This is a genomic window from Bacteroidota bacterium, from assembly GCA_016713925.1.
Lineage (GTDB): Bacteria > Bacteroidota > Bacteroidia > AKYH767-A > OLB10 > JAJTFW01.
Genome location: JADJOH010000007.1, coordinates 72,984 through 93,764 on the forward strand (window position 1 = coordinate 72,984; position 20,781 = coordinate 93,764).

The 20,781-nt window shown below is 40.9% G+C and carries 20 protein-coding genes and 1 pseudogene; 11 read left to right on the top strand and 10 right to left on the bottom strand.

Going from position 1 to position 20,781, the window contains the following annotated elements; translation table 11 throughout:
- Positions 1 to 204: 204 nt before the first annotated feature.
- On the top strand, positions 205 to 1,830 hold the full coding sequence (locus IPJ86_08405; protein MBK7887311.1) for a PAS domain-containing protein: 1,626 nt from the start codon (positions 205 to 207) through the stop codon (positions 1,828 to 1,830).
- 41 nt (positions 1,831 to 1,871) lie between these two features.
- Entirely contained in the window at positions 1,872 to 2,159 is a 288-nt protein-coding gene (locus IPJ86_08410) for a hypothetical protein (protein ID MBK7887312.1), read from the top strand.
- Here IPJ86_08410 and IPJ86_08415 read toward each other — a convergent pair.
- The 3 genes and pseudogenes from IPJ86_08415 to IPJ86_08425 all read right to left on the bottom strand — a co-directional run bounded on the left by IPJ86_08415 (position 2,127) and on the right by IPJ86_08425 (position 4,814).
- Entirely contained in the window at positions 2,127 to 2,924 is a 798-nt protein-coding gene (locus IPJ86_08415) for a menaquinone biosynthesis protein (GenBank protein MBK7887313.1), read from the bottom strand. The two genes, IPJ86_08410 and IPJ86_08415, sit on opposite strands and share 33 nt — an antisense overlap.
- Positions 2,925 to 3,986, bottom strand: a complete 1,062-nt coding sequence (gene holA, locus IPJ86_08420) for a DNA polymerase III subunit delta (GenBank protein MBK7887314.1) — start codon at positions 3,984 to 3,986, stop codon at positions 2,925 to 2,927. It abuts the gene before it with no gap.
- Between the two features lie 58 nt (positions 3,987 to 4,044).
- A pseudogene (locus IPJ86_08425) lies at positions 4,045 to 4,814 on the bottom strand (AMP nucleosidase).
- 60 nt (positions 4,815 to 4,874) lie between these two features.
- Here IPJ86_08425 and IPJ86_08430 point away from each other — a divergent pair.
- The 7 genes from IPJ86_08430 to IPJ86_08460 all read left to right on the top strand — a co-directional run bounded on the left by IPJ86_08430 (position 4,875) and on the right by IPJ86_08460 (position 10,768).
- Positions 4,875 to 5,330 (top strand): type I restriction enzyme HsdR N-terminal domain-containing protein, encoded by a 456-nt coding sequence (locus IPJ86_08430; GenBank protein MBK7887315.1) that lies wholly within the window; start codon positions 4,875 to 4,877, stop codon positions 5,328 to 5,330.
- Positions 5,331 to 5,404: 74 nt separating this feature from the next.
- On the top strand, positions 5,405 to 6,043 hold the full coding sequence (rmuC, locus tag IPJ86_08435; GenBank protein MBK7887316.1) for a DNA recombination protein RmuC: 639 nt from the start codon (positions 5,405 to 5,407) through the stop codon (positions 6,041 to 6,043).
- On the top strand, positions 6,019 to 6,768 hold the full coding sequence (locus IPJ86_08440) for a DNA recombination protein RmuC (protein ID MBK7887317.1): 750 nt from the start codon (positions 6,019 to 6,021) through the stop codon (positions 6,766 to 6,768). Before rmuC ends, IPJ86_08440 begins: the two co-directional genes overlap by 25 nt.
- Before the next feature lie 11 nt (positions 6,769 to 6,779).
- The gene (locus tag IPJ86_08445) at positions 6,780 to 8,078 is read left to right on the top strand and encodes a GWxTD domain-containing protein (protein MBK7887318.1); all 1,299 of its coding nucleotides are present in this window, start codon (positions 6,780 to 6,782) and stop codon (positions 8,076 to 8,078) included.
- Between the two features lie 12 nt (positions 8,079 to 8,090).
- The gene (rlmB, locus tag IPJ86_08450; GenBank protein ID MBK7887319.1) at positions 8,091 to 8,843 is read left to right on the top strand and encodes a 23S rRNA (guanosine(2251)-2'-O)-methyltransferase RlmB; all 753 of its coding nucleotides are present in this window, start codon (positions 8,091 to 8,093) and stop codon (positions 8,841 to 8,843) included.
- Positions 8,844 to 8,859: 16 nt separating this feature from the next.
- Entirely contained in the window at positions 8,860 to 9,966 is a 1,107-nt protein-coding gene (locus tag IPJ86_08455; protein MBK7887320.1) for a glycosyltransferase family 39 protein, read from the top strand.
- Positions 9,926 to 10,768 carry a hypothetical protein gene (locus tag IPJ86_08460; GenBank protein ID MBK7887321.1) on the top strand — a complete coding sequence of 281 codons (843 nt, stop codon included), beginning with the start codon at positions 9,926 to 9,928 and terminating at the stop codon, positions 10,766 to 10,768. Before IPJ86_08455 ends, IPJ86_08460 begins: the two co-directional genes overlap by 41 nt.
- Before the next feature lie 67 nt (positions 10,769 to 10,835).
- On the opposite strand, the gene IPJ86_08465 is transcribed toward IPJ86_08460, so the two are convergent.
- Positions 10,836 to 12,323: an outer membrane protein transport protein gene (locus IPJ86_08465; GenBank protein MBK7887322.1), complete on the bottom strand. Its 1,488-nt coding sequence runs from the start codon at positions 12,321 to 12,323 to the stop codon at positions 10,836 to 10,838.
- Between the two features lie 152 nt (positions 12,324 to 12,475).
- Positions 12,476 to 14,278 (bottom strand): hypothetical protein, encoded by a 1,803-nt coding sequence (locus IPJ86_08470; protein MBK7887323.1) that lies wholly within the window; start codon positions 14,276 to 14,278, stop codon positions 12,476 to 12,478.
- 152 nt (positions 14,279 to 14,430) lie between these two features.
- On the opposite strand from IPJ86_08470, the gene IPJ86_08475 reads away from it, so the two are divergent.
- Positions 14,431 to 15,906: a proline--tRNA ligase gene (locus IPJ86_08475; protein ID MBK7887324.1), complete on the top strand. Its 1,476-nt coding sequence runs from the start codon at positions 14,431 to 14,433 to the stop codon at positions 15,904 to 15,906.
- 86 nt (positions 15,907 to 15,992) lie between these two features.
- Positions 15,993 to 16,679, top strand: coding sequence for a hypothetical protein (locus IPJ86_08480; GenBank protein ID MBK7887325.1), 687 nt, complete (start codon positions 15,993 to 15,995; stop codon positions 16,677 to 16,679).
- A gap of 164 nt (positions 16,680 to 16,843) precedes the next feature.
- On the opposite strand, the gene IPJ86_08485 is transcribed toward IPJ86_08480, so the two are convergent.
- From IPJ86_08485 to IPJ86_08505, 5 genes are all read right to left on the bottom strand, one after another.
- A complete protein-coding gene (locus IPJ86_08485) occupies positions 16,844 to 17,992 on the bottom strand; it encodes a tetratricopeptide repeat protein (GenBank protein MBK7887326.1) in 1,149 nt (382 codons plus the stop codon).
- A 35-nt stretch (positions 17,993 to 18,027) separates the two neighbouring features.
- Positions 18,028 to 18,447: a hypothetical protein gene (locus IPJ86_08490; GenBank protein MBK7887327.1), complete on the bottom strand. Its 420-nt coding sequence runs from the start codon at positions 18,445 to 18,447 to the stop codon at positions 18,028 to 18,030.
- A gap of 33 nt (positions 18,448 to 18,480) precedes the next feature.
- A complete protein-coding gene (locus IPJ86_08495; GenBank protein MBK7887328.1) occupies positions 18,481 to 19,416 on the bottom strand; it encodes a substrate-binding domain-containing protein in 936 nt (311 codons plus the stop codon).
- 146 nt (positions 19,417 to 19,562) lie between these two features.
- Entirely contained in the window at positions 19,563 to 19,796 is a 234-nt protein-coding gene (locus IPJ86_08500; GenBank protein MBK7887329.1) for a hypothetical protein, read from the bottom strand.
- 175 nt (positions 19,797 to 19,971) lie between these two features.
- Positions 19,972 to 20,772, bottom strand: a complete 801-nt coding sequence (locus IPJ86_08505) for a TonB family protein (GenBank protein ID MBK7887330.1) — start codon at positions 20,770 to 20,772, stop codon at positions 19,972 to 19,974.
- Positions 20,773 to 20,781: the final 9 nt, after the last annotated feature.

Consider the following 20,781-nt stretch of genomic DNA (forward strand, 5'->3'; position numbering starts at 1 on the left):
GAGTTGTGATAATTGACCTGTTCAAAAGTATAATTATTTCATTCAAACCAAAAGTATATTTAGTTTAATTCCGGAAGATGTTAGCGAAGTTGTTTAAAAATAATGAAAGATATCATCAAAGCATCCCTGCTGATGATCTCATCGCCCGTCAACGCTATCGTCTTTTCCGGACCACTACCGTAACTGCAGGAACCGTGATTTTTTATGCTTTTTTTTCAAGCGACATTTATTGTGGAGGTGGGCAACTTTACCGGCATTCTGATCGGCCTTCTCGATCTGGTACTGGTAGCCAACTTTTTTTTATTGCCTGTACACCGAAATCATAAATTAGCCTATTACGTCATAACACTGGCCGCATTTACAACGCTACACATGATTTCTTACTATTCCGGTGGAATTCGTGCTTCTGCAATTATGTACATGGCAGGTACGATGTTGCTTGGGTATATGTTACTGGGAAATATTGCGGGAAGAATAGTCTTTGGATTAATTGCCGTACACATAGTCCTGTTCTGGTACCTCACTGAGAATACATCCTATATTTCCAACGTACTGATTGGGGATTCTTCTGAGATGATCAATTTTGATTACCTGACTACTTTCTTTCTGGCCATGTTGATCCTTTCTGCGCAAATGAATTACCTCGAAAGCGGTAAAAATGTAGTCATTGAACGAATCACAGAGCAGCGAAATGAGTTGCGTGAAAAAAATAAGGAGTTGCATAAGTTGTCTATCGTAGCGAGTAAGGCCGATAATGCAATCGTGATTACCGATAATAAAGGAGTGGCCGAATGGGTGAACGATGGTTTCGTTCGCCTTACAGGATATAGTTTCGAAGAAGTGGTCGGACGTAAGCCCAGGGAATTACTGTACGGCAAAGGGACTGATCCGGAAACGTTAAACAGGATGCTGGATGCTATTGAAAAACATCTTCCCTTCTCCGGTGAATTGTTAAAGTTCAGGAAAGATAAATCTCCGTTCTGGACACAAATAACGATGACACCTATTGTTTCTGACGATGGTACGGAAGAGCGTTTCATTTTCATTGAAAGTGATATTACTCCAAGGAAACTCGCTGAGGAAAAGATGAATCAGTACATGAAGAATCTGGAGAAAACCAATTCGGAACTGGATAAATTCGCCTATGTGGTTTCTCATGATTTGAAAGCGCCGCTTAGAGCTATTGGTAATTTAACGGGCTGGATTGAAGAGGATATGGCCGACAGACTTCCTGAAGATATCAGAGGTCATTTTAATACTATCAAAGGGCGTGTGGTTAGAATGGAAGGTCTGATCAATGGCATTCTTGATTATACCAAGGCGGCTAAGAAAGGTGGCGAACTCTTGTCCTTTGCTGCAGAAGAAGTAGTAAAAGATGCTATCGAGTTGATTGGAGCTCCCGAAAAAGCGATCATTAATGTAAGAGAGGGGATGCCTGTGATGAAGGCTGAACGTGTGAAACTTCAACAGGTATTTTTAAACCTCATCCATAATGCAGTAAAGTATAATGATAAGGAAGATATTCAGGTGGATATCGGTTTTGAAGACCAGGGAAAAGACTGGAAGTTTTTTGTGAAAGATAATGGCCCGGGAATCGAAGCCAGATATCACGAGAAAATTTTTGTCATTTTTCAAACCTTGAATGCCCGGGATGAAGTGGAGTCGCGTGGAGTAGGTCTTGCCATTGTGAAGAAAATAATTGAAGAAGAAGGTGGAAAAATTTGGGTGGAATCTGAGAAAGGTGCCGGTGCAACTTTTGCTTTTACATGGCCCAAAGTGAAGAAGGTGAGCGTGGAAGAATCCCTCTTTTCTGAGGCGGAAGTAGTGTAACAATCGTGATTTTTTCTCGTTTAAAGTCTAAACGAATAAACATGAAGGCGAATTCAAATGATGATTTAAAGAAAGCAATGGATGCCTGTGTCCTGCAGATTAATCAAATTATGCAACAACTGGAACCTGCCGCTCGCCTGACATTTATGAATCAGCTGATCGTTCGCATCATGCCCGAAAGAAAAAAACCGAAAGCAGCAAACGAGAAAATTGGCAAGCAACAGCGAAAGCCGCTTCAGTCGTTGAGTCCTGCTCAGATGAAGCTTATTGATAAACTTGCTTCCGATACAGAGAATTTATTTAATGCCGGTGGAGATCACCGCGCCTGAATCCGGTTGCTGAAAACGTTGTGCTTTACTTAAAAATGACTGCAACGCTTCCATTTCTTTATTCCCTAATGTATATCGTATTTTTTGAGTGAGATAGTTTAGGATATCAGTTTCCGGATAGTCCTTTTCAAGATCTGTTACCAAACGGTCGATCGAATTTGTTCCAACTGAAAATGCATGTTCTAACTGTGAAATTATAGCAGGGTCAATGTTTTTGTTGCTGGCCCAAATCGCAAATACAAAGGGAAGTCCCGTCAGTGTTTTCCATCCTTCCGATAAATCATAGCAATAGCGGTATTTCGATTTATACTTTAATGCCTTGTCTCCAATCATTACCGCTGATACGGTACTCTCGGCATTTTCAAAGGAATGATGACCCTCCTGCTTTATCCATTCCGGGTGAATTCCCCATAATTCTTCAGCAAGTATTTTTACCAATAAAACGGATGTTCTGGATTCCATGTCTAGTATTACCTGACTGATTTCCTCCAGAGGTACCTGACTAACCAATACTACGGATTCCACCGGACCATCTGCAGCTATACAATAGGAAGTAATAATATGGGATTCTTTCAACGCGGACAACATGGCTACTGGTATCAATCCAATGTCTGTTTCATCATGAATCAATTTGCTTGCACATACTGAGGGAATATCACTGCTTATTGAAAAGGCAGCAGCGTTTCCCATTTGCTCAAGGCCATATAAAAAAGGCTTTGCATTCAGATACGAAACAACCGAAATTCTTGTGGGACCCTGATTCACCTAATGTAGAATTTTATAGACCATTTCTCTCACCAAATCACCGTCTCCCGGATTGCTTCCTCCCAATCCTTTGGAGCGTAAATCATATTCCCGGAGAACACTGAAAACATGAACAATTTTATCCGGAGAATAGTTTTTTGCACAGCTAAAGTAGTCGTCCAGATGAAAAGAATGAATTTTTAAAGCAGTCGCTACATTGTTTCTTGATTTATCGGTCAACGAATGATACAAGAGTGTTTTGGAAAAAAAATTATAAAGATTCGCCATCGTCAGCGGCATCGGACAACTCTTTGGATTTGCTTTAAAATAGTTGGCTATTTTATTACTCTTTAAAACATCTTTTCGGCCTAATGCTTTCAAAAGTTCAAAAATATTAAACTCTTTACTCACGCCGATGAACTGTTCAATATGCTTGAGATCGATGGTTTCTCCGGCTTTGATGTTGATTAATAACTTATCACATTCATTGGCTATCCTTGATAAATCATTGCCCAGATGCTCCGCCATTAGCAGCGATGCATTGGGACTTATTTTCATTTTCTTTTCTGCCAGATAATCTTCAATCCATTTTGGGAGCTTGTCATCGTATAACTTTTTCATTTCAAAAACGACACCGTTTTTCTCAATGGCCTTATAGATCTTGCCCCGCTTATCTATTGATTTATATTTTACACATAATACCAATAGCGTGGAAGGTTGTGGATTTGCAAGATAGTTGGCAAGTGGTCCCGCATTTTCTTTCTCTTCTTTTTTCTCGTCTTCTTTGTTTTTAGCTTTCGGAAAAAAGGCCTTTATTTCTTGCGCTTCTTTAACAATGATGACCTGATAATTTGACATCATTGGAAAACGTTTGGCGGCACTTACCAGCTGCATGGGGTCACAGTCCTTACCGTAGAGTACGGTCTGGTTAAATTCCTTCTCCATTTCATCTAAAACACCGTTTTCAATAAGATGACTCAGTTGATCTATGTAATAAGGTTCATCTCCCTGAAGAAGATATACCGGATAGTATATTTTATTCTTCAAATCTCTTCTGATCTCTTCAAAAGATTTTAGTCCCATTGGTACTTTTTCTCTTTTTTATTAGTGTTGCTGGCGTTGATAGTGAGCAGTATTCATCTTAAAATTTAAGATGCTTAACCGTGAGGCCATTGTTTATTAATTCATTGATTGCCGATATGCCAATCTTAATATGATCTTCCACAAATTTTTTGGTGACATTCGAATCGCTTTCTGCGGTTTTAATTCCTTCGGGAATCATCGGTTGATCTGAAACAAGTAATAGCGCACCTGTAGGAATCTGATTGGCAAAACCGGTGATAAAAATGGTGGCGGTCTCCATGTCTATAGCCATACACCTCAATTTTGTTAAATATCTTTTGAATTCCGTATCGTGCTCCCATACCCTTCGGTTAGTAGTGTAAACAGTACCTGTCCAGTAATCTTTTCCGAAATTCCGAATCGTGGTAGAAACCGCCTTTTGCAAACTAAATGCAGGCAATGCGGGTACTTCCGGAGGAAGGTAGTCGTTTGACGTTCCTTCCCCTCTGATGGCAGCTATCGGTAAGATGAGATCTCCTACCTTATTCTTCTTCTTTAAGCCTCCGCATTTTCCCAGGAATAAGCAGGCTTTCGGCTTAATGGCACTTAATAAATCCATCATCGTTGCAGAATTAGCACTACCCATTCCAAAATTTATGATGGTAATATCATTCGCGGTCGCACACGTCATCGGTTTACCAATTCCAATGACTTTTACCTTATGCCATTTGGCAAAAAGGTCTACATAAAGTTGAAAATTAGTTAGTAATATGTATTTACCGAAATTTTCAATTTTTCACCAGTGTAGCGTGGTAGCCAGTTTTCAACAATTTCTTTTTTACTCTTCATGTTTACTTGAGAAATTTTTAAAGTATAAGAGGATATAGCTGTTTGCTTTAATTTTGGAATATGGATGAGTGGTCATTAGAACACCTGAATTTCCCGGATTTTTCCTTCAGAGTTCGTACGCAAGGGCAAAGTAAGCAAATTTTTGACTCTGTCAGGAAGAGATTTGTGGCGTTGTCACCGGAGGAATGGGTACGACAGAACCTGGTCCGGTTCATGACGGATGTTTTTTTCTATCCCCTTTCACTGATGGCGGTTGAGAAGAAAATTGATGTCAATGGACTTTCTCAACGGGCTGACATTGTGGTCTATAACAGAAATGGCCGCCCCTGGTTGATTGCTGAATGCAAAGCATCTTCAGTGAAAATTTCTCAGGAAACATTCTTGCAGGCGGCCCGATATAATATGTCGTTGGATGTACCCTACTTCGTTTTAAGTAATGGCCATGAACATTATTGTTTGAGAAAGACGAATGAGAAGTTCGAGTTTTTGGATGCACTCCCTGAAATGGAACCCTGAACTGATCAATAGCTTCTCGCACGAAGTAGGTTTTGGAGATCCGGTTGCTTTACTATTCATTATCTTTGTTTAATATGAATCTGATTTATTTGTTAGCAGGTATTTGTATCGGAAGCCTCATAGTTTGGCTTTACCTTCGACTTCGTCAGGCTAAAGGTGTAGATCCCATTTTATTGATGGAGTCTGACAAGAAATTAGCAGTCGCATTGCAGCAACTCGAAGATGTTCGCAGGGAGTTGGAGAAAGTTGCCGATGCCGGAATTTCTCTCCGTCAGGAATTGAATGATGCTCTTTCGTTAAAGATCAAAGCGGAGTCCTCTGTTGTAGCTATGGAAGACCGGCTGAAGGAACACCGGGCGGAGTTGGAAAATCTCCGTCAACTCATGAAAGAACAGTTTAGTACGATTGCTTCAGAAATTGTTTTGAAGAATTCACAGCGGATCCAGGAAGATCATAAAACGAAGCTGGATGATATCCTGAGCCCTTTGAGAGATAAGATTGAAAAATTTGAAACGCAGGTGCGTCAAACGCATGAGGAGCGAATTAAAGAACACCAAAGTTTACGGGAACAATTAGGTCAGCTTCAAACCTTGAATAAATCCATTGGCGATGAGGCCCGAAATCTTGTTTCCGCCTTGAAAGGTCAGGCGAAAACGCAGGGCAACTGGGGCGAGATGATCCTTGAAAAATTCTGGAACGTTCTGGGCTCGTAAAGGGCAGAGAATATTTTACCCAATCCAGTATGACCGCTGACGATGGCCGAAGACTCCAACCCGATGTAGTGATCTCTTTACCGGAAGGTCGTAGTTTGGTAGTAGATGCTAAAGTTTCCTTAATCGCCTATGAACGTTATTGCAATGTTGAGGATGAAGCGGCTAAAGTAATCGCCTTGCGTGAACACCTCTCCTCTGTGCGTAAACATATCAAGGATTTAAGTGGAAAGAATTATCAGTCTCTCTACGAAATCAATACTCTCGATTTTGTGCTGTTGTTTATTCCCGTTGAACCTGCCTTTGCCCTGGCAGTAGAACAGGATCAGGAACTCTTTAATGAAGCTTTTGAACGGAATATTGTTATCGTTACTACATCAACGTTACTTGCTACTCTTCGTACCATTGCCAGTATTTGGCGCCTGGAATACCAAAATAAAAATGCCGTGGAAATTGCCCGTCAATCAGGAGATTTATACGATAAATTCGTTTCGCTCATTGATGATATGGTTTCCGTAGGTAAAAAAATGCAAGATGCTCAGTCTGCCTATGAGGGTACAATGAATAAGCTGCATCTCGGACGTGGAAACCTGATTTCGCGTGTGGAGAATCTTCGAAAGCTGGGAGTTAAAACGACAAAGCAGATCAATCAAAAGCTGATTGAAAGAACTGAAGATATAGATAATACAGATGAGAATGCTTCTGCTGAATCAACTCCATTGTCATGAAAATGGACAGTATGAACACCATGAAATTTGTAGGGCTGTTATTGTTTCGTTTATATAAAACGAGAGTGCCCTTTTTCTTTTTTCTGATTCTTTTTATATTAGGAGGTTGTGCGTCTTCTGTTAAGCTAAAGAATGAAAACCTCTCAGCTCAATTTTCCTATTCCGGTGATTATTTAGCTCCACAAGTGACGGCGTTTCAATTTGCTGATGATAGTTTAAGAATTTTATTTTCTATACCTGATAAAGGCCTTTTGTTTAAAAATGTAGGAGATAAGTTTATGGCCTTGTTGAACCTGGAATATGCGTTTTATAGCTCCTATTCATCTTCGCAAATAGTGGATTCGGGCTCCGTAAATTTTCAGGTTGAATCACCGGCTGAGAATGCGCCTTTTAGCGGAGCCGTGGATGTAAAGTTTATAGCAGAAAGTCGTTTGATATTAAAATTAGTATTTCGCGATGTCCATAGAAATACTGAAGCGCAAAGACATATTCCTCTAAAAGGGGTGAAAGTTATTTCCCAACAACGGGTTTTGTTTTCAGATTCAACAGGGAATCCTGTCTTCGAAAATTATGTAAGCGGAAGTGGGAAATTAAAGTTGGATCCGGGTAGTTTATCTTTTGATTCCTTTTGGGTAAGGTGTTATTTTAAAGAATATCCACTGGCTATTTTGCCTTTTAGAGTGGTGGATGACCCGGTTTTTGAAATGAGATCAGATAGCGTTTTTAAATTGTATAGAAGTGATCTGAATGAACTGGTTTTAAGAAAAAATGGAATTTATTTTTTTCAATCAGATACATCGGGAATTGAAGGATTTACAGTGAGTCGCTTTGATGCAGATTTCCCGAAAGTAACACGAGCTGAACAATTGATTGAATCGACACGGTATATCACCACAAGAAAGGAATACCTTCAGCTGATGAATGAGGCAGATAAGAAGGCGGCTCTTGATAGATTCTGGCTGGAAATCGGGGGGCAACCCGAAAGGGCCCGAAACCTTATTCGCTCTTATTATAACCGGGTGCAGGAGGCAAATCGCTTGTTCAGTTCCTATCTGGAAGGATGGAAAACGGATCGGGGAATGATTCATATGATTTTCGGTAAGCCACAGTCGGTATACCGCAATGCAGAAACAGAGCAATGGACATATTCGAATATTCCCGGCTTTCCGGATATGCTCTTTTTGTTTCGAAAAATGAATAATCCGTTTACGGAAAATGATTATGCATTGATCAGACAACCGCTCTATGAAAATGTATGGTATATTGCCGTTGATCAGTGGAGACAAGGAAGAATTGTAAATGAAAATTGATAAAGAGTCACTATGAATAGTCAGGATGATGAATTGGTAATGATTTACGGGACTAGAGCCGTAATTGAAGCACTGAATTCCGGAAAGGAAATAGAAAGAGTTTTTTTACAGAATGGATTGAATAATCCCTTGATCCGTGAATTGAAAGAAGCCTTGAAGGATGCCGGGTTGCATTTTCAAGGTGTGCCCTCCGAGAAATTGAACCGTCTTACCCGCAGTAATCATCAGGGCGTTATCGCTTATCTTTCCACAGTAGCTTACTATAAAACTGAGGATATTGTTCCGGTATTGTTCGAAGAAGGAAAGGTGCCCTTGCTGATGGTCCTTGACAGAATTACGGATACCCGGAATTTAGGTGCCATCGCCCGTACTGCCGAATGCTCCAGGGTGCACGCATTGATTATTCCATCACGTGGTTCAGCGTTGATTAATAGTGATGCTGTGAAAACAAGTGCCGGCGCATTGCATCACTTGCCTGTTTGCAGAGAGGATAATTTAAAGCAAACTCTTGATTTCCTTAAAGCGTCAGGAGTTAAAATTGTAGCTTGTACGGAAAAAGCGGAACTGCCTGCGCGGGAAGCAGATCTAACGGGCCCTCTCGCTATAATAATGGGGAGTGAGGAGAACGGTGTTTCACATGAGTACATCAAGCGCTGCGATGCGTTGGTGCGGTTGCCTATGGCCGGCTCAGTGGCATCGTATAATGTTTCAGTCTCCGCCGGCATGATCCTCTACGAGGTGATGTGCCAGAGGAAAGTGAGATGATCTGATTACGCGTACAATGAAATTATCCATAGAAGATAAACTGGCCATCCTCCTGATTACTACAGGAGCTGCATTGCGATTTTATAATTTCAACGAATGGTCACTCAGTAATGATGAACTAAGTGCTCTTACACGTTTGAAGTATGATACGTATGGCGAGATGATTGAAAAAGGTGTTCGCACCAATGATATGCATCCGATCGGTGTACAGTCCTTTTTATGGATGTGGACGCATCTCTTCGGTAATTCGGTAACTGCTGTTCGTTTGCCCTTTGTGATTTTCGGAATTTTTTCAATCCCCTTATTTTATTTGACAGGACGAAATTTCTTTGGGAAGCCCGCGGCAGTGATGGCAACAGCTGTATTTTCTGCGCTTCAGTTTCCGATATTGTATGCACAACTGGCGCGGCCCTATAGCCCGGGACTATTTTTTAGTCTCCTTACCGTCTATGCCTGGTCAAATATTGTTTGGAAGGATGTAGCGTGGAAATGGAAGAATGGCTTGTTGTTTATCGTAGGTGGAGTAGGGTGTATGTACTCGCATTATTTCAGTTTTATGTTTGCGGGAATAGTTGGACTCTTTGGGTTTTTTTATTTGAAAAAAGCGGCATGGAAATATTATATCGGTTGTGGCATTGCCATGATGGTATTGTATATTCCCAATGGGAATGTATTTATTTCCCAATTTAGTATTGGTGGATTGGGAGGACCGGAAGGTTGGCTCGGTCCTCCTGAAAAGGATGCATTGTGGAAATATATTTTATTTTGCCTGAACGACAGTATTGGACTTTTTTTCTTTTTATTTTCGGCTGCAGTGGTGATGTTCCTGCGCTATAAAAATCAATCCTCCCGGACTACACGTCATATAGCAGCATTTGCTTTTTTTGCTCTCCCTGCATTGATCGCCTATTTCTATTCTGTATTCGTCAATCCGGTCTTTCAGTATTCTATTCTACTCTTCAGCTTTCCGTTTTTGATTTTATGGATGTTTTCCTGGTTTACTCCCGTTAGTTTCAAAGCGAGGGAATATTTGTTGATAGTAGTGGTGTTTCTTGCCACCGTTTTCAGTACAGTAGTTGCAAATGGGTTTTATTCCTGGCAGTTTTTTGCCCCTTTTCAGTAATGTTGCGGAACGATGTGCCCGGTATACAGTGAAGTACAGAGATGAGAATCCGGTGGCGACGGTGAATGTTATTCACCCGGATTATATTTTGTATTATTCAGAAAGCCTGAAACCGAAAGTGCAATTCAAACAATTTATTTGCAACAGACCGGAACATTTTCTGGAATTGAAAAAAATAGTAGCGGAAACAGAGGCTGATTGTTTTATTCACGCCTGGTCTAATAATTATCATGCTCCGGAAACAGAAATGATTATAGAGGAAGTTTTCCCTTATCTTATTGAAAAGGATTCTTTTTTTAATGCAGGTGTTCTTGTTTATTCAAAGGACAGTACATTGAATAGAGTCACAAGGCCTGTTTCTTTGTATGAAGTACATTCAGGATTTGAGGACAATAACTGGACATCTGATTCTTTGTTTAAAACGGATAGTGTTTCCTTTTCAGGTAAATTTTGCATGCAATTGAACGAAGCGATGGAGTTTAGTCCGGGAATTAAGGACAGAGCGGAGAATATCGGATGTAGAAAGGGCAGTACCTTTCAATTAAAGTGCAGGTATTTTTCATTGGATTCATTGACAGAACTTAAGGCGGTCATCTCTATCGATAGAAATGGCACATCATTAATATGGAGAGGGTATAACTTAAGTTTATATCCTTCAAAAAAGGGGGAATGGACAACTTTCTATTCCGGCTATAAGTTTCAGGAAGAAATTTTACCGGATGATATTGTCAGTGTATATTTTTATAATCCCGCTAAAGAACAAGTCTGGATAGATGATATAGAGTTTAAAATGCTTCCATAACTACATAAAAAAGCCGGTCAATTTCCATTGGGAATAGTGACCGGCCGGAATATATATAATAATGGTATTAGAATAAGAATCCTACGGTTATCAGGACTCTGTTATCTGTCTGACTGAATGTGATTCCTTCAGTGGTTTGATTGTTCAGAGAGTAAGGAAGTAAGTAGGAACCGGATTTTGACCATGCATAAGCCAGATCTACATAATATTTTTTCTCTCTAAACCCCAATCCCCCGGTAATGCCGTAACGACTTAAGTCTGTATCGTCTGATATTCTTAATGCAGATTCAAATGGTGAGGTGGAATAGTATCCTCCGGCTCTGAAACGAAGTTGTTCAAATCTCCACTCTAATCCGGCCCTTAAATTATGAGAGGCGGTGTATTTGGAACGCATTGCTTTATTGACGGGAGTGAAGTCAGAAGCAAAGCTTCTATTTACCGGACGAATCCTTCCCTGACTATAGTCAAGGAATTCATAATCGACATTGAATGCCATTTGTTTTCCGATTATAATGCCCATACTGGTGATAACACGGAATGGCGTCGTAATATTATAATCAAAAGGAACAAATACAGGACCGGTATAGTCGCGTATTACTCCATCCTCTAAGTCAGTTTTTATTGAGGTAGAATACTCGTCAACCAGCGAATGCCAGGTCGGTGAATGTATCGCCAACCCTAAACGAAAGGCATCCGCAGGTTTAAAAATGAAACCTGCTTTAACATTTATTCCACTGCCACTTGTTTCAAGTGTTTGATTGTATTGGTAGCTTTCAAAGTAGGGAATTGTATCCTGATCATCTCTTTCTTCCCAGGTGCTCTCTTCAAAGTAGCGAAGCGTTGTTACACCCAGAGTAAGTCCGAAGAAAAACATGTCCTCGTAATTTCCTCCGAAAGTAAAATCCCACTCGCCCTGGCCGCCTCTGGTCTCCACTGTTTTCCGTTGCAAAGCTCCGGCAAAGGGTAGCGCAGAATAATAGTAAGGTGTTCCTGCATCATCAATAGTATCTATGAGATAAGTTTGCCAGGCCAGATCAATGTCAAAAGGGTAGAAAGAAGGGATATCATCCGGATCAACACCATTCAGTTGTTCCATATAGTTATCGAGAAGGGAGTTTTTTGCGTTTCCTGCTTCGGCGATGTATCGGGAAGAAAAATCATTCGTTTTATTGTAACCGATTCCAAATGCAAATCCTTTCCATGGTGATGATTCCTTATCGCGACTACCTGCCCAAACCATACCCAAATTACCAAATGCAAATTTGAAATAGTTGTCGCTGGTATTATTCTTTATGTATTCCGAATTTATGTTCCGGTTTGAAAAAAGTGGACTCACACTAAATTCTGATTTTCTGTATAAAGCAATTCCCGCAGGATTGATGGCTAATGTACTGAAGTCTGCACCAAGGGCACCAAAGGAATTTCCCATTCCCAATGAACGAGCGGTGCTACCATAATTTAACATACTGAATCGTAAAATATCCGCATCTGTTTGTGCATGGGCAGTTGCGGAGATTAGAAAAGCAGCTATTCCGGTGATTAATTTATTTTTCATTTTGGTGATGAATTATTTGGACAAATATAAAGGCTGCAAATTTTAGTCATTGTACAGTTTCAAGAATTTATTGATGTGTACAATGATTTTTTTGCAGCCTTATTATAAACTTCAATGCCGGTCACAACAATTGAAGGATAAACAATTTTTTATTATCTTCTGTTTCTTCCGCCTGACGAAGGGGCGCTTCTGTCACCACCGGACGGCGAGGAACTGCGGTTGTTGGATGGAGTAGGAGCACTATAAGAGGGGCTGCTGCTTCGATTCGAATTCCGGATTTCCTGACGACCGGGCGAAGAGGGTGCGCTGTAGGTATTGTTGTTTCTGTTGCTTTTAGGCGGAGTGCTTTCGTAACGCTGATTCGTTCTGCTGTCTCTGGAAGGAGGATTTGAATATTGGTTCCTGTCTTTGGAAGGAGTAGAAGATTTTGGAGTGGAGTAGTTCTGACGGGGAGAAGTTTCATTCCTTGAATCTCTCGGATTGCTATAGCCGGGATTGTTATTTCGTGGAGTGTATCCGTCGTTATTACGGGGAGTGCTCATGCCCGGGTTATTTCTCGGAGTATAGCCGTCATTACTTTTTGGTGTTGTATTCCTCGGAGTGATGGATTTTGGACTATTGTCTCTTGGAGTGTAATTGTCATTATCTCTTGAAGAGTTATTCCTCACCGGATTCTTCACATCTCCTGAGTTTGAGTTTTTCGGTGTATTGGATGGAACAATGGTTTCACTATTGTTTCTATCCTTAGGATTAGTGGAGCGAGGGTTTGTATTGTCTTTAGGAGTTGCGCCGGGATTAGCAATTTCAGAGTTGGAATTTCTTGGTGTGGACCTTGGACCTGTTTCGTCATTCACGGTTCCTTTCGGAGTGTTTGAACGAGGGTTGGCTATTTCAGAATTCCCATTAGTGATACTCTTACTATCATTTCTGTTAATCTTCGGTTTCCCTTGAGATTCACTGGCAGAGGTGTTTCGAGGTGATAATTCGCTGCTCAGTGATTTGATTTCTCTTTTTGGTCGACCCATCGCAGCTGTACCATCAAATGCAGTTTCGCTTCTTGGAGACTTTGGATTTTCTGCGGCAAGTGAACGGCCATAAATCTCACCTACACTTCTGCCACCCGGTACATTGTTCGCTACATTGTTTCTTCCGTTTCTTGGACCATAGTAATAACTGTGATTGTCAAGACTGTTGAAGTAATAGGGATTAAATGTACCATTGTATAATCCGGCGTAATAGCCGTTCATGTAACCTTGATTGAAACCGTTCCAGTAGCCGTTATTAAATCCGCCACCGTATCCACCCCAGCCCCATTGGTTGCCCCACGGATTCCCCCAAGGATTTCCCCAGGGATTTCCCCAGCCGATGGAAGGTCCGTAGCCGAAGCCAATATTCCAACCTGAATTCCATCCCCAGCCGGCATAGATATTTGGTCTCCACCAGTTGTATGTACAGTATAAACTAACGCCCCATGAATAGGGATTGTAATCATACCAGTACATATTGGTGTAAAAAGGATCATAATAATTCCAACCTACCGGATGGTAAAATCGACGAATACGTGCCGAGTAAGCATAGTCGTAATAATCATCGTCGTTGTAGTAGTTGTTGGTGATGTAGGTATTTCCATCCTGATCCGTTTCGGTGTTTGAATAGTCCGGTTGATCAGTGTTATTTTGAAAACGGTTATTGTCATTGCGGTTATCATAACCACCATTGTTTTGGCCTTCATCGCCCTGATAATCGTTGGACTGCTGCTGTGATGGTGTATAATCCTCCACTCTGGTATTGGATGAGTTTTGCTGAGCATCATTTGAGCCACGGTTATAGTCTTCAGCTCTTGCATCACGGTTTGAATAATACACATCATCGTAATCACGACCGGCCATTCTTCCCGATGAACAGGAACTGAAAGCAATGGCGGCTGAAATGAATGCGAATGTTACCTTTTTCATGATTTTCCTCCTTTTATTCTTTTGACCGAATATTTGATAAGTTAATACTTCTTTAGTTTAATTTAGATTGGCAATGTGCGGTCAGTTTTCCACTTTTGTTGCCTGAATGCGCAGGCAAACACAATGCCAAAGATTGTAAAGATAAACAGGATATGAGTGAACAACTAACGTCGAGAAATGAAAATTATTCCCAGTGGTACCAGGACCTGGTGATCAAGGCTGATCTGGCTGAAAACTCAGCTGTGAGAGGGTGTATGGTGATAAAACCCTATGGTTATGCCATTTGGGAACGTATGCAGCAAGACCTGGATAAGCGATTTAAAGATACCGGGCATGTGAATGCCTACTTTCCGCTCTTCATCCCAAAATCATTTTTCTCCAAAGAAGCCAGCCATGTGGAGGGCTTTGCGAAGGAATGTGCTGTCGTAACGCATTACCGGTTGAAGAACGATCCTAACGGTGGTGGAATTATTGTAGATGAAGATGCGAAACTGGAAGAAGAACTCATCGTGCGTCCAACTTCTGAAACCATCATCTGGAATACTTACCGCGGCTGGATTCAGTCTTACCGGGATTTACCTATTTTGATCAACCAATGGGCAAATGTGGTGCGTTGGGAAATGCGTACCCGATTGTTCCTTCGTACTGCCGAATTTCTCTGGCAGGAAGGCCATACTGCTCATGCCACGGCAGAAGAAGCAATTGCCGAAACGAATCAGATGCTCGATGTTTATGCGCAGTTTGCTGAAGAAATCCTCGCCATTCCGGTGATTAAAGGGTCAAAAACAGCAAATGAGCGTTTTGCAGGAGCACTCGATACCTTGTGTATTGAGGCGCTGATGCAGGATGGAAAGGCCTTACAGGCAGGTACTTCTCACTTTCTGGGTCAGAATTTCGCAAAAGCTTTTGACGTGAAGTTTACCAATAAGGAGGGGAAACAGGATTTTGTTTGGGCCACTTCCTGGGGTGTCTCTACCCGATTGATGGGAGCACTTATTATGTCGCATAGCGATGATAGTGGTTTGGTTCTTCCTCCTCGTTTGGCTCCCATCCAGGTGGTGATTGTTCCGATTTATAAAAATGCGGAACAATTGGAGCAAATAAATGCTTTCGTCGAGCCTTTGAAGAAGTCGCTCCAGGTGAAGGGTATCAGTGTGAAATATGATAACAGAGATACCCATAAACCGGGATGGAAGTTTGCTGAATATGAACTCAAAGGTGTTCCTGTTCGTGTCGCCATAGGACCAAGAGATATGGAAAATGGTACGGTGGAAGTAGCACGTCGCGATACAAAGGAAAAAGCGGTGTATCAGATTATGGATCTGGATGTGAAAATAGATCATTTGCTCAGCCAGATTCAGGATAATATTTATAAAAAGGCCATGACGTTCCGTGATGAAAATACCTTCCGTGCCGATTCATGGGAAGAGTTTAACAAAATTCTTGATGAGAAAGGTGGATTCATCTATGCCCATTGGGATGGTACTTCCGAAACGGAGTTAAAGATTAAGGAAATGACAAAGGCTACTATCCGCTGCATTCCTTTAAATAATAAAATGGAAGCCGGTAAATGTATTCTTACCGGTAATCCTTCTACTCAAAGAGTAGTTTTTGCCAGAGCCTATTAGTTAGTAAGCCCTGTTCATCACCACCCTATAAGTTGATTTGGTGATGTAAAATGGTCGAAGTATTATTGCCTTAAAGTAAACGTGATATGTCAGAAGAAAAATCAAAGCTTGTTGCATCCATTTTGTCGAAAGGCGGATTGGCAAAAGATGTCACGGACAAAACTTTTGAGGTGATGCAACAACTTAAAGTAGTCATTCAGCGCATTGAAAGTGATCTGAAACAGGAAATGGTGAAGGCGGATCCGCGGATAAAAATTCAATACAAAGATCGCGGAACTTTTGAAGCGGAAATTAAAGTGGCAGAAGACTTACTCATATTCATAATGCATACCAATGCTTTTGTGTTTGAGCCCGCACATCCGGTTTGGAAGAGCTCGTATGTAAGCCTGGATAATAGCCGGGCGACGGTTGGAATGATCAGTATTTACAATTTCCTTTCCGATTCCTTTAAGTTTGATCGCAAAAATGATGTAGGACATTTGGTGGGTAGAATGTTCATTAATAGAGAAGGCAACTTCTTCGTGGAAGGAAAACGGCAGTTGGGTATTCTGTATAACGATTATGCAGCTACGAAAGTCAACGACAACCTCCTCCGCACTTTTGTAGAAAGTTGTATTTCTTTTAGTCTTGATATTGATGTAAATGTTCCTCCCTTTGACGCCATGAAGGAGATAACTGTTTTTCAGGCGATGGTCAACACCATGCAAAGTTCAATTACTACCGGAAAACGACTGGGCTTTAAATTTGAAGGTGAAAACGAGGTCGAAGGCTGAAGGGACCAATTGATGAATTAATGAATTGATGAATTGATGAGTTTTTTTAATGCAGAAAAAGGGGAAGAGCGCTATTAATGAGTAAAGCTGTTTTTTAGTGTAGTTAAATGCTATAAAAAAGAATCAGTGACCCGGCATCGACTCACTGATTCTTAGGAATGGTTTTACTTACAATCTTTGGATTCTTTAATAATTTTTATGGCATCGATGGCTTGCTGAATTTTCGGATCAAGCGCGAGAACATTTTTCCAATAAATTAATGAATTGTCGCAGTCTTTTTGTTTGAGATAGGCAAACGCGATATAACTATTGGCTTCAATGAGTTCCTTGCCAAACTTAACAACATTAGCAGAATCGGCTGATATCAGATCAATATATTTTTGATAATGTGGCACGGCAGAAAGAGAAGTAAAAGAAGAGTCCAGTTGTCCGTTGGCACGACCACGATAGAGGTAACCATTGGGCCAGGTTGGGCTTAGCTCGGTCACTTTACTGAAAGCACTGTCGGCTTCTGTATACATTTTTGCAGAGTACAACGCTCGTCCCCAGCTGAAGAAGTCACCGCTGGTAACCTTGCTGACATTTGCTATTTTATCCTGATATGCTTTTGCAGCAACATCATATTTTTTCGCTTTCATCGCCATCTTTCCCAGGTCATCGTATAAATCGCCATTTTTCTGATCAAAGGCAATTGCTCTGAAAAGATAATCAGTTCCTAAAGAGTCATTACCTGCTTTCGCCAGTGCTTTACCATAGTAGGCATAATCTCTTCCGATACGTCTGCTGGTATCTGTTTCAGTAAGTTCAAATACCTTGGCAATGGTTTTCAATGCAGTGTCATTAAGGTTAACTTCATAAGCCACATAGGACATGATGCGCATCATATAAAGATTGGTGGAGTCAACACGGGTAATAATATTAATTTCTGCTTGTGCACTTGGATTATCATCGCTTTCGTGAAGGAAAAAAGCATAGCGCAAACGGGCCATGGTATTGTTTTTAGAAAGTTCAAGGTACTTTTTATAGTTTTCCTTTGCTTTCTCAATCTGCCGTTGCTTAAAATATACTTCTCCCAATTCACGGTAGGCAGGGGCAAAATTGGGGTTGATTTTCAGTGTATTTTCAAACTCAATTTTTGCACCATCGTAGTTGGTAGAACGTTTATAAAGTTGTCCTTTATGTAATAATGCTTTTACCTGATTTTTATCTATGTCCAGCGCTTTGTTGTAGTTCGTCGCTGCCATAGTGCCATTGTTTAATTCAGAATACAGGTCGCCTAGCAAGTTATATACTTCCGGATTTTTGGGATCCATTTTAGCTGCTGTTTCAAGATAAGTTTGAGCACTAATCAGGTCTTGTCCTTTTTATAACGCATAAAAGCTTCTCCCGCTTCCATTAGTACCAATGCATTTTTTCCGGCAGCATTTTTTACAGCCAGATCGATGAGGGTTTTGCCACCATTCACATCGCCGGTCATTAATTTAAGCTCTGCCTGCCCAATAAGGTTTAGGGGATTGGCAGGATCTTTCTCAAGTCCTTTTTTGAATACATCTATTGCTTTCTCGGGTTGTTCAGCATCAATGAAGTTTTCACCATAGTAGTAATAAATAGTTCCGTTTGCCGGCTCTTTGATGATGAGTTGCTGATATAAAGCAGCTGCCTCTTCTTGCTGCTCATTTTCGTTCAATTGTATGGCATCTTTTAATGTTTGTGCCTTTGAGGAAATGGTGAATGCAAGTACGGTACTTAAGAGAAGAATATGTTTCATTATTATTTGTTGTTTCACTTAGTAAATTTTAGTTTAATTTAATTTAATATCTCTGGTATAAGGCGATGATGGCAAGAGGCCGGATAGTCTTACAATGCGTTGTCCTTGTTCGCCGGCGAAGAAGGAGACAAAGCCTGTGCCAAGTCCGTTCCTGCCCTCACGGTTGATCATGTAAACTTCACGCTTGAGTGGGTAATCACCTGTATACATATAGGCTTGAAAGGGACCAAAATAATTATCCGGATAAACAGGGTCTTTTACAGTGCTGATCCATACGACATTGATGCGTTTGCTAAAGCTAAGCATCTTAGGATCATCTCTGTCACTGATCCAATTTACTCCTATCACCCCAATGGCATTTTTGTTTTGTTCTACGTAGTCGATGACTTGAGCATTCGATTTTACGGCAAAACAAAAATCAGGAAAATTCATACTGCCGTTCATTAAGCTATCACTTAGAAACCGAACAGTAGAAGATCCGTTGTTGTCAAATACGAAACTCAATTTCCCTAATGTTGAATTGGGATGAATGTCTTTCCAATCACTCATTTTTCCGGTTAGGATTTGCTTCAATTGATCCAGTTGCAGTAGCGTGTCCGCATTTTCCCGGTTGACAATCAGCGCAAGCGCGTCAATGGCTACTGTCGTGGTGAGGGGGATGAGTTGTTTTGATTTGAAAAAGTCTTCTTCTTTTGAATTTAATTTTCGGGTAGCGAGAATAACTTTTACGGAATCATTCAGCAAATCAGCAAAGCAAGCGGACTCCGATTTGTAAGTCACATTTAATTTGGCATAGCGATATAATCCCATAAAGGTATCTGCGGTGGCATCCAATAAGGGTTCTAACGTTTCATCGCCGGCAATTTTAACGTTACCGGAAGTAGGGGTGTCGCTGTAGGGCTTGTTGAAATCAGTGCCACAGGAAAAAAAAATACCAAACAGCATTAGAGGGATAATTGTATTTTTCATGCTTAGTATTTAAACGTAAAAGTACCGTATTTATTCTCTGTACAAAGATCAGAAATAATCAGAAAGTTAGGAGTTTCCATTTTATCTTTTCGTTATTAAGTGGCTTCTCAGGATGACTTGTCAGAACTGCTTTCCGATAATGCAAATTAATCTTGCTCACGATTTGCTTCATTTAATTTTTGTTCCATATTGTTTTTTATCGCCTGCAGTCTGCGGTAACGGATAAATGCGTAAACAATCAGCATGGCTCCCAACACCCAATGTTTCCATCCCGGTAAAAAGTTCTCCACCTGGGGGGCAAACATTACAATTAAACCAAGCACAACATACAAGCCGGTCATCACTAAAGTGAAATAATAGAGGACGGGGGTTTTTGCCATAGGCAAATATACGGATTTCGTTCAACGCTGTATTTAAAGGTCGATGTCCTTTGCCATGCATAGAGTGAAAGAAAAATTGCACTTTGTTCACCAAAATCAACAGGAAACTGCAAAATGCCTTAACGAAAGAACCCCGTCTCCTTTAGGAAACGGGGTTCTTTTAAAGTGTGATTTTCTATTTTAAAGTAAAATTGATCGGCATATTGAACTGAACGTTTACGGATCGTCCGTTCTGCTTACCGGGTTTCCACTTAGGCATTGATTTTACAACACGAATGGCTTCTTCATCACATCCGGCGCCAATACCTCGAAGCACTTTTACTTCGCGAATATCTCCATCCGGTCCTACCACAAACGTCATATATACACGACCGGTGATTCCATTTTCACGTGCAAGAGGAGGATATTTAATATTTTTTTGCAAATACTCATACATCGAAGCTTCACCACCGGGAAAAGTAGGTTGTTCTTCTACGTATGTAAATACTTTTCCTGCATCCGGATCTGCTACCGGTTCTTCAGGAGGCAGTTCTGTGGCATTATCATCGCCTTCCTGCGTTACTACACCAACGTTAGTTTCACTCAGTTCTTCCTGTGGAGGTGGTTGGTCTTCATCTTCAATCTCTCTGTCTACTACTACGGGAGGTGTAAATTTCACAGTCTCGATAGTGGGTGGTGGAGGAGGAGGAGGCGGTGGTGGCGGTTCGTTTTCATCAATAGGAGGTGGTTCCTTTAATTCTACAGTCACTTCTACCGGTTTATCGCTCTTTTCTACCTCATATCCACTAATTAATCTCACAACAACAGGTAAGCTGATCAAGACCGTAAAAAACAGCAGCGAAATACCAAGAGCTCTCGATATGGTACGGGTATAACTCTTGCGAATAGGATAGGCGCCGAATTCTTTGTTTCGGTTTTCAAACACCAATTCATTCCTTTCAGAATTAATGGCATCATCCCAGGCGGGTTCAAACATCTTAGCCAT

What these genes read in the sequence shown, in the direction of transcription:
- rlmB (MBK7887319.1), top strand. Translation starts at nt 8,091, where the DNA reads ATGAATAGTCAGGATGATGAATTGGTAATGATTTACGGGACTAGAGCC.
- IPJ86_08445 (MBK7887318.1), top strand. Translation starts at nt 6,780, where the DNA reads ATGAACACCATGAAATTTGTAGGGCTGTTATTGTTTCGTTTATATAAA.
- IPJ86_08430 (MBK7887315.1), top strand. Translation starts at nt 4,875, where the DNA reads ATGGATGAGTGGTCATTAGAACACCTGAATTTCCCGGATTTTTCCTTC.
- IPJ86_08500 (MBK7887329.1), bottom strand. Translation starts at nt 19,796, where the DNA reads ATGGCAAAAACCCCCGTCCTCTATTATTTCACTTTAGTGATGACCGGC.
- IPJ86_08470 (MBK7887323.1), bottom strand. Translation starts at nt 14,278, where the DNA reads ATGAAAAAGGTAACATTCGCATTCATTTCAGCCGCCATTGCTTTCAGT.
- IPJ86_08480 (MBK7887325.1), top strand. Translation starts at nt 15,993, where the DNA reads ATGTCAGAAGAAAAATCAAAGCTTGTTGCATCCATTTTGTCGAAAGGC.
- IPJ86_08405 (MBK7887311.1), top strand. Translation starts at nt 205, where the DNA reads ATGCTTTTTTTTCAAGCGACATTTATTGTGGAGGTGGGCAACTTTACC.
- rmuC (MBK7887316.1), top strand. Translation starts at nt 5,405, where the DNA reads ATGAATCTGATTTATTTGTTAGCAGGTATTTGTATCGGAAGCCTCATA.
- IPJ86_08410 (MBK7887312.1), top strand. Translation starts at nt 1,872, where the DNA reads ATGAAGGCGAATTCAAATGATGATTTAAAGAAAGCAATGGATGCCTGT.
- IPJ86_08490 (MBK7887327.1), bottom strand. Translation starts at nt 18,447, where the DNA reads ATGAAACATATTCTTCTCTTAAGTACCGTACTTGCATTCACCATTTCC.
- IPJ86_08495 (MBK7887328.1), bottom strand. Translation starts at nt 19,416, where the DNA reads ATGAAAAATACAATTATCCCTCTAATGCTGTTTGGTATTTTTTTTTCC.
- IPJ86_08475 (MBK7887324.1), top strand. Translation starts at nt 14,431, where the DNA reads ATGAGTGAACAACTAACGTCGAGAAATGAAAATTATTCCCAGTGGTAC.
- holA (MBK7887314.1), bottom strand. Translation starts at nt 3,986, where the DNA reads ATGGGACTAAAATCTTTTGAAGAGATCAGAAGAGATTTGAAGAATAAA.
- IPJ86_08505 (MBK7887330.1), bottom strand. Translation starts at nt 20,772, where the DNA reads ATGTTTGAACCCGCCTGGGATGATGCCATTAATTCTGAAAGGAATGAA.
- IPJ86_08465 (MBK7887322.1), bottom strand. Translation starts at nt 12,323, where the DNA reads ATGAAAAATAAATTAATCACCGGAATAGCTGCTTTTCTAATCTCCGCA.
- IPJ86_08455 (MBK7887320.1), top strand. Translation starts at nt 8,860, where the DNA reads ATGAAATTATCCATAGAAGATAAACTGGCCATCCTCCTGATTACTACA.
- IPJ86_08485 (MBK7887326.1), bottom strand. Translation starts at nt 17,992, where the DNA reads ATGGATCCCAAAAATCCGGAAGTATATAACTTGCTAGGCGACCTGTAT.
- IPJ86_08460 (MBK7887321.1), top strand. Translation starts at nt 9,926, where the DNA reads ATGGGTTTTATTCCTGGCAGTTTTTTGCCCCTTTTCAGTAATGTTGCG.